Annotated in this window: 1 protein-coding gene; it reads right to left on the bottom strand. The window is 63.5% G+C overall.

Annotated features, from left to right (window positions below; all coding sequences use genetic code 11):
- Positions 1-80: 80 nt before the first annotated feature.
- Positions 81-403: hypothetical protein (locus tag BAE31_RS19695; RefSeq protein ID WP_212667503.1), on the bottom strand; the 323-nt coding region annotated here is incomplete at its 5' end.

Raw genomic sequence — 403 nt, 5'->3', positions numbered from 1 at the left:
CTTCAAGGCCTTGTTCGAATCGATCGAACGCGACCAGGTACGCCGCGGCGTGCTCAGCGTGGAGTGACCCGTCTCGCCGGTCAGCCCCGCGTCTCTTGGGGCGCGGCTGATCGGCGCCGGGTACCTTGCCTGAGCATGCCCCAATAGCCGATCCCACCCGTCAGGATACCGACCAGGATCAGCGACGGCAGGATCATGATGATCCATTGCTGCATCTCGTGGCGCGAGTGCCCGAGCGGGTACCCTGCCTGGACCGAATAACCGAACTGCTCCGAGAATGCACGCGTCCGGTGTTCACGCTGGTCGGGCAACAGGGCGTCAGCCTCGCTGTGTTGCGGCCAGAGGTAGTCGGGACCGAATTCGAGCCTGAGCAGGATGCCATTTCCAAGGCCTTCCAGTTCTC

It is taken from the genome of Bacillus sp. I-2 (genome assembly GCF_001974945.1).
In the GTDB taxonomy this organism is placed as follows: domain Bacteria; phylum Bacillota; class Bacilli; order Bacillales; family Bacillaceae; genus Bacillus; species Bacillus safensis.
This window is presented reverse-complemented; position numbering and strand designations above follow the sequence as displayed.